8 protein-coding genes and 1 pseudogene are annotated in these 10367 nt (G+C 63.1%); 5 read left to right on the top strand and 4 right to left on the bottom strand.

From position 1 onward, the window contains the following. Nucleotides 1-125: 125 nt before the first annotated feature. Nucleotides 126-401, top strand: a pseudogene (locus FBZ83_RS11205) (transposase); the annotation flags it as partial. A gap of 488 nt (nucleotides 402-889) precedes the next feature. Next, on the top strand, nucleotides 890-1423 hold the full coding sequence (locus tag FBZ83_RS11200; RefSeq protein ID WP_145682499.1) for a hypothetical protein: 534 nt from the start codon (nucleotides 890-892) through the stop codon (nucleotides 1421-1423). 48 nt (nucleotides 1424-1471) lie between these two features. Here the strand turns inward: FBZ83_RS11200 and FBZ83_RS11195 are convergent, their stop codons facing one another. Further along, nucleotides 1472-3409: a DUF262 domain-containing protein gene (locus tag FBZ83_RS11195; protein ID WP_145682498.1), complete on the bottom strand. Its 1938-nt coding sequence runs from the start codon at nucleotides 3407-3409 to the stop codon at nucleotides 1472-1474. Nucleotides 3410-3663: 254 nt separating this feature from the next. Between FBZ83_RS11195 and FBZ83_RS11190 the strand changes: the two genes are divergently transcribed. From FBZ83_RS11190 to FBZ83_RS11180, 3 genes are all read left to right on the top strand, one after another. Then, nucleotides 3664-4542 (top strand): 3'-5' exonuclease, encoded by an 879-nt coding sequence (locus FBZ83_RS11190; RefSeq protein ID WP_145682497.1) that lies wholly within the window; start codon nucleotides 3664-3666, stop codon nucleotides 4540-4542. Between the two features lie 1423 nt (nucleotides 4543-5965). After that, a complete protein-coding gene (locus FBZ83_RS11185; protein ID WP_145682496.1) occupies nucleotides 5966-6163 on the top strand; it encodes a DNA-binding protein in 198 nt (65 codons plus the stop codon). 121 nt (nucleotides 6164-6284) lie between these two features. Beyond that, nucleotides 6285-7949, top strand: coding sequence for a DUF3987 domain-containing protein (locus FBZ83_RS11180; RefSeq protein WP_145682495.1), 1665 nt, complete (start codon nucleotides 6285-6287; stop codon nucleotides 7947-7949). Between the two features lie 276 nt (nucleotides 7950-8225). On the opposite strand, the gene FBZ83_RS11175 is transcribed toward FBZ83_RS11180, so the two are convergent. The 3 genes from FBZ83_RS11175 to FBZ83_RS11165 form a co-directional block, all read right to left on the bottom strand. Continuing rightward, on the bottom strand, nucleotides 8226-8807 hold the full coding sequence (locus tag FBZ83_RS11175; protein ID WP_186466038.1) for a YagK/YfjJ domain-containing protein: 582 nt from the start codon (nucleotides 8805-8807) through the stop codon (nucleotides 8226-8228). 478 nt (nucleotides 8808-9285) lie between these two features. Beyond that, a complete protein-coding gene (locus FBZ83_RS11170) occupies nucleotides 9286-9552 on the bottom strand; it encodes a hypothetical protein (RefSeq protein ID WP_145682493.1) in 267 nt (88 codons plus the stop codon). A gap of 260 nt (nucleotides 9553-9812) precedes the next feature. Next, nucleotides 9813-10148, bottom strand: a complete 336-nt coding sequence (locus tag FBZ83_RS11165) for a hypothetical protein (protein ID WP_145682492.1) — start codon at nucleotides 10146-10148, stop codon at nucleotides 9813-9815. Nucleotides 10149-10367 lie beyond the last annotated feature (219 nt).

Here is a 10367-nt window from a genome sequence, read left to right as displayed (position 1 = left end):
GACTCTACCGAAGACCCACGATGACCGCCCCGCTGTGGAAAACCGGCCCGCCTACGCCAGCTCTGGGGGGCGCTTCGGCGGGCCGGTTCCCCACAGCTCCTACACCACGTTCAGGGACGTGACCCCCGGCCAAGTTGCACGCCGACAAGGGCTACGACTTTGCACACTGCCGGCGGGCGCTGCGCCAACGAGCGATCATTCCGCGGATCGCCCGGCGTGGCGTCGAGAGCAGCGAGCGTCTTGGCCGACACCGATGGGTGGTCGAGCGGACGCTCGCCTGGTTCGCCCGCTTCCGCCGCATCGCCGTCCGCTACGAACGACGCGCCGACATCTTCACCGCCTTTCACCACATCGCCGCCAGCCTCATCTGCTGGCGCTTCGTCCAAAGATGGTTCTGTTAGGCACTCTTAACAACTTGCGCGTTCAGGAGGCCCCGTGTGGGCGTGCTTGGCACGCTGCCCTGGGCGTCGGCATCTGGCCGGGCAGCGCCCAGGAGCGCGGGGATGGTCAGGCGACCACGCGGTTGGACCTCCTGGGCGCCTTGGAGCGCTGGTGGGACCGTCGCGTGGACTGTGGCCGACGCGAACGGTGCTCGCCCTCGACTGCAAGGAGGAGCCGCTGCTCTGGCCGCGCCGCGCGGGACGGCCAACCCGCGTGGGACGCCAAGCGGACCGCCGGGACGGGGCGGCGTGGCACCGAAGGCGAAGCGAACGGAGCGTCGTGCCGATCCCCCGGCGCGGCGCGGTGGCCTGAGCGACCATCGCCGGGGCGGGGCCTTGCCAAAGTGAGAAAGCCGGATGGGGGCTGCCCAAGAGGCGGGCCGCGGTGTAGTATCGCACACCAAGCGCGGCGGGTGGCCCAATCGAAACGCGGACGGCGGGGGGCGGGAATGGCGACCAACGCAAGCACCTTCAACGCAATGCTGACGGAGGCGGGCCTCAATCCCGACACGGTTCTTCTCGTCCGCCACGCCGACCCGCGCCTGCCAAACCTTTACCAAGCCTGGCGCGACGGGGACCCGCGCTTCGACGGGCTCGACGCCAGCTACATCCGCATCCAGAGCCCCGCCCGCAGACCGGCTTACGAGCAAGCCGCACACGTGTCCATGTTCATCGGCATGGCGCGGGAGGTGCGGGGGCAACCGAAGCCCGAAACCGTGTTCATGGGCATTTACGAGGTCCTGGGGCCTCCCGAAGCGGCCACGCCCGGCACCGTCGACCCGCTGACGCGGGAGGACGCGCACAAGGCCGGGTTCTTGGTCTATCCCGCCAGCACGTTCCGCCTGACCCCGTCCCTGGCCGACCTGGCGGGCCGTCTCCTGGTTGACTGGGGAGACGGCTACAAGGCCCGGCACCAATGGGCGCGGGCGCGGAACAAGCCCGTTGCCGACATCCTGCCGTTCTCGCTCCGCTGGGCGCGGTGACCGCCTGGACGGGGGCTGCGCCGCGCCGAGCGGAGGCGCCCGCAGGGATTAGGCGCTTGCCGCTTCCGCGCTGTGCGCGGCCGCCGGAGACGCGGGGAGGTCGGGCCCAGGCCAGACCGCGACGGCCAGACCGGCCAGCGCGTCCGCCCGTGCCGAGATCTGTGGCTCGCCCCAGACCGCCTCTTTGCTGATTTGGTTGTTGAGGGCGAGCAGGCTCTCCGCGAGCAGCGGCTTCTTGGCTGCGAAGTCGCCGTTGGACATAACGCTGTTGCCTGGCCTTGTGCTCAGCGTGAGGTTGCCGAGCGTGTGCTTCAGGCGATCGCGTGTTGCGATCGCCTGAAGCATGGACTCGTCGGCCCCGGTCATCTTGTCGAGCGGTGCCATGCGGCCGTCCGGCAGAGGCCAATGAGTCATCCAGGCCTGCGGCAGGACATGCTCGACCGACAGAAATTCCGGACGTTCGCTGCCCGCCATGAACTTCGTGCGGCTGGCCAATTCAAGTTCCCAAAGCACGTCGATCAGCCTCTCCTTGCGCAGAACCCATTCATAGACAGGGTTCTGGTGGATGGCTGCGCGGAACTCCTGGTCGGATGGAAAGCGGACGGCGGGCCCCGTCTGGTCGGCGAAGGACGCGGCAAACGCGTTCCGCGACACGCCGTGCTTCAGGAACACGCCGACGATGCGTTGGAACGTTTTGTTCATGGCTTTCGGGGTGAGCCCGCACACCGCGCGGCGGACAATGTACGAATAGATCAGCCGGTAGAGCGCCGCCTTCTCCTCGTCCGCCACCTCCTGTGCGGTGGCGATGGCGAACACCAGCGGGTAAGCCGTTGAGATTTCCCACGTGGCAAGTTTGCCTCCGAGACCCGAGAGGGCGCCCGTTCCCTGCGGGAGCTCCAATTCGCTGTACACCGGCGCGAACCGGAGCAAGGCGTCCAACTCATCGGCCACGCTCGGAAAGCGCGGCTGCCCCTTGGGGCGCGTAAAGGCCCGATACTCGGCGTACAGTTCGCGCAGGGATGCTTCTTCCCCCGTCTGAGCGGTCAAGGCATGGCTCAGGAAGTGATCAATGCGGGGGCGCGGCGGTTTGGCGCGGGGCGACGGTGCCTTCCAAAACGGCGCGTCGAACGACTTCCATTTGGATTCGAAGAGCTTGTCCGCGGACTCGCCCTGCGCTTCCGCGCGATGGAAGATGTTGTTGCGCACAAGGTCCATGGCGAGCAGCGGTTCGGCCTTGCTGTTCAGCGTCTCGAAGATCACCTGGGCGTCATCGCTCTCGTCCAGTGTGATGACGACGAGCTTCAGATGGTTGAGGAGCGCCTCCAGCAAGGCGTTCAGGCGGTCCGCCTGCTGGTCGCGTCCATCCTCCTGGGGAGCCTGGGTATCGGGGTCGAACAAGCCGTAAAGCGTGTAGCTTTCGATCCGCTCGATGAACGTCACGAAGGCGCGGAGCGCGTTCGGCGCCTCACCCCAGATGAGCGTTCCCTTCTTGTAGAAGAACTGTGGGTACGCGGCTCTCACGCCGTCCAAGCTGCCATCGATGATGGCGTGGAAGATCGGCCGATCTTCGGGGGTGGGGACGAGTTTGAACTTTGCGTCCGGATCGGTGTCGCCGCTCATCGGTCGGTTGAAGACGTAGTTTTGAACGCTTTCGGCGACACCCGGCATCTGGTGGCGATTGGCCACTTCGCGCATCGCCGCGAGGAACAGCTGGAACGTTGTCAGCCGCTGCTGCCCGTCCACCACTTGAATGCGGGGCGTGGCGCCAACCTTGTAGCCGTCCGCCCCGGGGGCGATGATCAAAGCGCCCATGTAGTGCTTGAACCGGGGTTTTCCGGACAGCGTCTCTTCCGCCTTTGCGACCACGTCCTCCCAGAATGGGACAAGGCGGCCTTCCCGCCAGCTGTATTGGCGCTGGTAGATCGGCACCATGAACCGCCTTTGGTCGCCCAGCACGGAGATGACGCTGTGATCCTTGGCATCCATGGTTCCGTCCGTTTCTGATTCCACCACCGAGAGCTTTTCGGCTGGCTGGCACGCTAAGGAGGTTATTGAGGTTTATCAAGCAGCTGTGGTGTGTGCGTTCCGCCGCGCGTGGAGCCGGAAGCGTGGGGTCAGTTTCCTGGGAATGGTGGGGACGCAACGGCGGGCACCCTCAGAACCTCGGGCGCTCGCAAATTTGTTTGTTGCCTGACCCTAACCGATTGGCGACCATAGCGCTGCCGCACTTCGGAGACTCCATGCACCACGACTCGCTGCTCTGCGTGGACACCGAGACGATGCCGGATCGCCAGATTCTCCCGGCGAATTGGCCGGCGGAGAAGTTCCCACCGCCGCGCTGCCACCAGATCGTCGCGATCAGCTTCGTCGAGGCCGCTATCAACCGGACGTCCGGCGTGGAGCATCACCGCGTCACCGAACGCCGCCTTGGCAGCGACCTCGGCTACGACGAGGAGCGGCTGATCCACGGCTTCTGGAGTCATTTTGCCCGGACGCTGCCGCGCGTCACCTGGAAGGGGCACGGTTTCGACCTGCCGATGCTGCGCCCGCGCGCCATGACTTACGGCGTCATCATTCCGGCGTGGTTCCAGCGCGGTGACAAGTGGACCGGCCACACGCAGCGCTACCAGCCGGACTTCCGTTGCGACCTGCTGGAGCAGATCGCCGACTACGGCGCTGCGCAGCGGATCGATCTACAGGCCATTGTCGATTTGATTCGCCTGCCGGGCAAAATCGGCGGGCATGGCAGCGAGGTCGCTGGCATGTTGGCGCGGGGCAAGTTGGGCAAGGGGTGGGCGTACCGCGAGTCGGACGTGCTGATGCTGTACACCGCCTACGTGCGCTGGGCGCTGTTGACCGGGCGCACCGATCTGGCCGGACACAACACCAGCAACGACAGCCTTGCGGAGTGCTTGGTGCGCAAACGGGCCAGTCGTGCACATCTGGACGATTTTCCTGGACAAGTGACGGGCATCACGCCGGCCATCACCGATGCCGGCGCTGACTGCAGATCGGCTGCATCTCGAAAGCGAGAACGTCATCTGACCCGTGCCACACACAACGTCCAAAAATTAAGCAATCCGAGCTGGGTGCGACAGGAGGGTACGCGTGAGTCCTGAACTTGTGCTGGCGCTGTTCACCACTTTGGGCCCCCTGTTCGCTGTGTGCACCATGGTGCAAGGCATCGGTCAGGGTAACGAGGCGGACGGCGTGACTCTTGATGACAACACCATGAGACCAACGTGTATGCCGTGTATGTTTCTCGCATCACTCAGGCAAATAGCCGTTTGGCCCACAGCGTCCAGGATCGACCGTTGTGCCAACTTGGTCTTGCCCCCTCTAGACCAACGCGGAGCTGTGCAGATCGTAATTCGTTTCTCCTCCCATTTGGCCCGGAGCTCCCGCGAGAAGCACTCGAGAACAACACCATAATCGATCCAGGACCCAAGCTATCAAAACAAACTGAACATAGAGGCAATGTGTCGGTTTCTTTGCGCCGTCAACTTCTTTGAGTTTTCAGAAAACATCTATCCGGAGGTTTTTCGATGCGAAGTGTTGATGAGTTGATAGACGTTCCGGCTCTCGAATGGTGCTCAATCATGGAAGCCGTTCTGTGGATTGAGTGTGGGAGAAAACCGGTCGATTCTTGCTTTGAAAATTCTCTCCCGGGGCGCAGACCACTTATAGGCGTTGCTGAGGATGGGAAGACCCTCACAGATCCATTCAGCTACCCGATGGGTGCATCCATACTGCACAATATGTGCATTGTCGCTGGAGGAGTGACCCTAAGAGGAAGGCCAGCCATTGGACCGCAATGGTCCGAGCTTCGACCAGAATTTGGTGAATACCGTCACGCCGATTGGGGCGACATAACAGCCATTCCGCGAGACAAAATTGCTTCTGCGGGTCAGTCCGCTTTTCTCAGAGCCGGACAGAACGGAATATTGACGGATGGATGGGATTATAAATGCCCAGTTCTCCCCAAGTCCGCATGGTCCTATTCGTGCGTCCAAGTAAATTTTGAGCAAGTGGCAAGGTTGTACCCGCACCCCGGCAGCAAGGAGCTTCGCTTTGGAGGGGAGGCGAAGCTATTGGAACCCGCCCCTGAAACGGACACGGATCGCCGTGAGCCTCGCGAAGGTAGTCTCCGGTCTCGCGGCCGGCCGGGGCGGTCTGATTGGCCCGTCATTGCGGCGCTCGCCGCGATCATTCAGGAACGGGAGAGCACCAATCCCGAAATTTCGTCTGACGCCGGAAAATGGAGCCGCCTCAATCTGATCCTAGACGGCGCCGATAGGGCCGGATGCTCTGATGTTCCGAGGAAGCCGTCACGCTCCGCCTTTGTGCCGCAAGCGTTGGTGGCGGTAACGCGCGCCATGTCTCTGTACGAAAAAGGTGCCGAAAAATCACCCCCGCGCGAAGGGTGATTTTCCGGCAAAGGCCATATTTGCCGGCAAATTTCGGCCGAGACGAACGGTGACAACTCGAGACGAACGCCCAACAATGTGGGCGTTCACTCTCACCTCGAAAGGAGTTGTTGCCATGAAGTGCAGATTTTCCAGTGAGAAGGTTGCCGAGTCCGTCGAGGAATTCTGCGCAAGCGTGGGGATCAAGCGTACCTCCTTTTACAAAAACGTCGCCGAGGGGCGCATCAAGGTCCTCAAGGCGGGCCGGCGCACGCTTGTTCCCATTACCGAGCGTGACGCCTTCCTGCGCCGTTTGGCCGGCGAAAACGCATAGCCATCCGCCGCCTTCCAAAGCCCGGACAGGACGCAGATTTCGCGGCATACACTGCGCAGGGAGCCGCGCTGTTCCGCGGAATGCGTCCTTCCTCTCAACCGTCACTCCCGGAGAGTTCCCCATGAATATGGCCTATCCGCCTCTCCTGCAGCCCCCGCTCATGCCTGTCGCGCCGCAGTATCCAATCATTCCACGGGACCTTGCGCAGCAACAGACCAGCTTCAACAACGACGTGACGAGCCATCTACGATCCTGGGAGCGGCGCGCCGCCGCGGAACAGGACGCGCTTGAGCGCCAGGAGAAGGCTCTCCTGCGCGCCCATCTGTCTTCCCTTCCGCTGCTGCCCCTCCCCCGAACACCGGAAATCAACGCCAAGTTGCCGCTGTCCGGACTGCATCCGGTGCTGCGCCGCCTGGTCACGGCCCTTGGGGCACAGTGCGGGTCCACCTGCATGGCGATGGCCGGCCTCCTCGGGGCGGCAAGCGTCGCCGCGAGGGGGCGATGGAAGGTGGACGCCGGCGACGGTCACGTCGAAGTGGCCACCGCGTATATCGCGGTTTGCTCCCCGTCTGGCCAGCGCAAAAGCGCGGTGGCGGATGTCTTCCGTCGCATCTTCGAAGCTGAGGAAGCACGGCTCGGCCGCCAGCACGCCGACGCCAGTCCGCACGCGAACAGCCGGGTGATGCGCCGTGCCTGCCGGGCAATGGAGGTTCGGCTGGCGAAGCAAGTGCAGCAACTGTTCATTAGCGGCCACGACATGGAGACCGTCCGGTCCACGCTGTCGGCGGAGATGGCAACCGTCGAACGGCTTCGACGGCAGGCAGAGGGCCACGTGGGCCGGCCGCGACTGCTCGGCGATATCCTGACCCCCGAGGCGCTTGCCATCGTCCTTGAACAGAATGACGAGGCGCTCGGCATCTTCGAAGCCGAAGGCGGTCTGCTCAAGCGCCTGCGCCCGGCGTCCGACGACCTTATCCTTAAGGGCTTCACTGCGGAGTCCTTCACCTTCGACACCAAGACGTCGGGCACCGTCCACCTGCAGGCTCCAGTGCTTGCGATCTGTCTCTTCGTCCAGCCTGAGGTTTTCCACCGCTTCTACGCCAACGAGGAGTTTGCCGGGCACGGCTTGCTCGCCCGGTTCTGGCCGCTGTTCGTGCCGCCAAACAGCTCACCCGGAGGTCCTTCCGCCGAGATCCCGGCCGACGCGCTGGCCTGGCTGGAAGAGCGCATCCGGCGTCTTCTGCAGATTGAGTGCCCGCGCGGGGAGGACGGACGGCGGACATTCCATACTCTAACGCTCACGCGGGACGCTAAGGCTGTGCTCGATCGCTACCGTGCGCAGGTCAGCGCCGAGCGCCAACTCGGCACGTCCGAGCACTATGCCGCGTTCGTCAACAAGCAGGTCGGGCACGCGCTGAGAGCTGCAGCGCTGCTGCGCCTGTTTGAGCATGAGGCTCCTCAGGAGCACGCCATCGACGAGAGCCTTCTCAAGGAAGGCATTGCCTTGGCGGAGGCGTTTCGAGCGCACGCCGCGCTGGCCTTCACGCCGGAAGCCCGCAACGGCGTGGACTATGCCGCCAAGATCCTTGAATGGATGAAGAGGTTTCATGTTGCCGAGTTTACCGAGCGCGACGCCCAGCGCGGCATTGGTAGTGGTCGGCACACGGTTGCGCAGATCCGCGCCGGGATCGATCAGCTGGAACGCTGCAACTATCTGCGCCGTCACCGCAGCCGTCAGCGCAGCCCAGCTTGCCTCGTGCATACTCACGCGTACATGCTGTTCTGATCAGTGATCACCGTGTTGACACGGTTGACGGTCAACCGTGTCAACAGCTCCCTCTCCCCATTGAGGTCATGGCGAACGCCAGCATCGGTCCTTCGAGGGGTAACTCGGGGGGCGCCGACTGATCCAAACCTTCATTGCCCCGAAGGGATGCCTCCCCTTCGGGGCAACAGCTTGCCCGGCATTGCATAAGGGCGCGCTGACGGAGACTGCACACCATCAGCGGTCCCATTCGTCGGCTTGGCTGTGCTCCCGACGACGTCCGCTGAGTGAGAGCGCTCACAGCTGTGACGCCCCGTATTCCCGCACGCGATGGGGGGCGTTGCCTTTGGAGTAGGTCTTGGCGAGATAGGAGACCCACTCCACAGCTTCCGCCCATGCGGTATTGAACTCCTGCTGCTGGAGGATCAACGGCTGCCCGGTTGCCTTGGAGGATGGACGGCGGATCATGATGCCGCCAATACCCGATAAGCCTTGGCGTGTGGGCCAGCCGTGATGTATCAACCCGCTGGGGCCGCCCGTGATTCGGCTCCACACCTCTTCGGCCTTGTTCCAGATGCCCGTTGCGTTCTGAATCAGTGAGCCGTTGACCAACAAGACGACGTGGTAATGCGGAACCGGGCTGCTCACCTGTTCCCGCACCCAGATGTAGTGCATTCCCACACCCTGGTACGCGTAGAACTCCTTCAGAGTCTTCATGAGTTGGGATATCTCTCGGTTTCCTCCATGATGGAGGAAACCTTCGGGGAAACGGGCATCGAAGCGCACGAAGAACACCTTGCAGTGATGCGCAATCATGTAATTCATCCGCATCCCAATGCAATTGAGGATGTCTGTACGGTGTTCGTAACGTTCAAGCATGATCTCCTCCAGAATGAACGACGCGTTTTTGTTTCGCATATGATGGTGGGTACCTATGTATATTTATAGTCTATACCATATTATAGTACCAAAAACCCAACAACAAAAATTGAAACAGGTATTAATTCACTGGAATAGATTTATGTGAACTGGCAGTTCTGACGGATGTTTGCATGGATGCTAGACTTCCGCGAGTTAATATTGAAAAAATGATTGGGATAAATTGGTCTTCTGCAATAAACCCGTTGACTTGCAGGTGGAGGCGCCGGAGATGGGAGGCAGCTGGCGAGGCTCGGACCGGCAATCCGAATGCAGTCAGGGCCTTTGAAACCCTCCAATTTCTTCGTCAATGGCGCGTTCCGCTCCTCGCACACCGCCATAGCGGCTTGGCCTTCAGTCTGCTCTCCCTTCCCCCATTCCTTCACGAGCCATAGCTCATGCGCACAAGGGCTGGCACGTGCCAGCCCCTCTGCAGACGTCATGGTTCCGCAGGCTCGGTCGATGCGCCATTCATCGGTGAGGCATCGTCTCCCTCAGCCTTGCGATGTAGGGACACGACGGCGCCAACGATGGCACACGCCAATCCGGCGACGGCCGCCGCCGCGAGGATGGCGAAGAAATTTCCGCCTTTCATCACGGCCCTGAACGCGCCGCAAACCGCGCCGACGCTACCGATGGCGGCCATCGTCGTTGGTTCCACGGTGTACGTTGGGCGGTTGTTCGCTTTGTCGGTTCTTTCGGTCATGATTGTCCTGCTCCTGGTTTTGAGTCTGTGACGGCTGCCGGTGTTGTGGCCGTGCGTTCCTGTTCGGGATGGTTGAAGGCGCTAGCGATCCCACAGACGACGCGGCGGACATGCGGCGACGGACGGTCCGGAGACGTCCCTCCGCTCTGTGAGGGACGAACTCGGGTCGGACCGTTCGGCGGGCTGTGGGGCGATGTCTCCGCATCCGCGGGCCTGGGCTGGCGCGGTTCCTGGCGACCGCGCCAGCCGTGAAAGAGCGGTCAAGCGTCGCCGGCGTACTGCGTGACGGTGATCGTCAGCAGGCGGTAGTTGGCGTCCAGGTCGGGGGTGTCGACCAGCGCCGGCAATTGCTCCTCCGTCGGCACTGTGAGACTCCACGCCAGCTTGAGGCGGCCGTGCAGGATCACGCCGGCGATGTTGGCGGTGGCGAAGCCGGCGGTGCAGAGCTGGGCATGGTCGGCGAGCTTGTGCAGGGCCGCGGGAAGGCTCGTGTCGGCGACGGTGAGCACGCCGCTGACCAGCCAGACGGTGGGGCCGCGGCCGGAGGGCAGGCGGCGGACAGGGGTTGGGGTGGGCCGGGGCGGTTCCTCGGTCATGGGGCAGTCCTGCGGTGGTGGAGGGAGGCGCCGTCCGCGCATGCGGTCTGGACCGTCCCGCGAGGGGGCCGGCGACGGTCGCAAGGCGGTGGGATGTGACGGCGGGCGAGGGCGCGCGGGCGTCGTGCTCGGCAAACACCGCATATCGAGCCGCTGTCCTCCTGGCGGTGATATATGCCCAAGATGGCTTGAGCAGCACCGGAGGGAGAGGCACGGCAT

It is taken from the genome of Azospirillum brasilense, from assembly GCF_007827815.1.
GTDB lineage: Bacteria > Pseudomonadota > Alphaproteobacteria > Azospirillales > Azospirillaceae > Azospirillum > Azospirillum brasilense_C.
This window is presented reverse-complemented; position numbering and strand designations above follow the sequence as displayed.

Bases quoted from the DNA above. Each gene is read 5' to 3' on its own strand.
- FBZ83_RS11165 (WP_145682492.1), bottom strand. From the start codon at position 10,148: ATGACCGAGGAACCGCCCCGGCCCACCCCAACCCCTGTCCGCCGCCTG.
- FBZ83_RS11195 (WP_145682498.1), bottom strand. From the start codon at position 3,409: ATGGATGCCAAGGATCACAGCGTCATCTCCGTGCTGGGCGACCAAAGG.
- FBZ83_RS11200 (WP_145682499.1), top strand. From the start codon at position 890: ATGGCGACCAACGCAAGCACCTTCAACGCAATGCTGACGGAGGCGGGC.
- FBZ83_RS11185 (WP_145682496.1), top strand. From the start codon at position 5,966: ATGAAGTGCAGATTTTCCAGTGAGAAGGTTGCCGAGTCCGTCGAGGAA.
- FBZ83_RS11170 (WP_145682493.1), bottom strand. From the start codon at position 9,552: ATGACCGAAAGAACCGACAAAGCGAACAACCGCCCAACGTACACCGTG.
- FBZ83_RS11175 (WP_186466038.1), bottom strand. From the start codon at position 8,807: ATGCTTGAACGTTACGAACACCGTACAGACATCCTCAATTGCATTGGG.
- FBZ83_RS11180 (WP_145682495.1), top strand. From the start codon at position 6,285: ATGAATATGGCCTATCCGCCTCTCCTGCAGCCCCCGCTCATGCCTGTC.
- FBZ83_RS11190 (WP_145682497.1), top strand. From the start codon at position 3,664: ATGCACCACGACTCGCTGCTCTGCGTGGACACCGAGACGATGCCGGAT.